This window comes from Polaribacter sargassicola (assembly GCF_021991835.1).
In the GTDB taxonomy this organism is placed as follows: domain Bacteria; phylum Bacteroidota; class Bacteroidia; order Flavobacteriales; family Flavobacteriaceae; genus Polaribacter; species Polaribacter sargassicola.
In genome coordinates this window covers 1-317 of record NZ_JAHDAU010000135.1, presented here as the reverse complement: position 1 = coordinate 317, position 317 = coordinate 1, and the positions used below count along the sequence as shown (strand labels likewise).

1 protein-coding gene is annotated in these 317 nt (G+C 75.7%); it reads right to left on the bottom strand.

Translation table 11 applies throughout. The features are described 5' to 3' along the window. Positions 1–317: hypothetical protein (locus tag KI686_RS16185; protein ID WP_237590356.1), on the bottom strand; the 317-nt coding region annotated here is incomplete at both ends.

Here is a 317-nt window from a genome sequence, read left to right as displayed (position 1 = left end):
CCGCGGACCCCGCGGTGAGCCAGACGCGCTCGCCATCCTTCTCACGGAGCGTGAACGTGCCGCAGCGCTCGGCATCCTCCGCGCTGTCGGCGGACAGCCGGATGCTGAGGGTGTGCGCACCGGCGGGCGCGGGGAACTCGTTGGGGACCGCGCGGACCAGCTCCAGCCGATTGCCGCCCATGTCGACCGGGCCGTCGGAGTCGCGCGGGGCCGGGGGAGCCGACTCCTGGGCGGGCAGCACGTCGAGCCAGACGCTCACCCCGACCAGTGCGGCCGCCGCCGCGATCAGGGCGACCAGAGCGGTGCGCTGCCTGCGC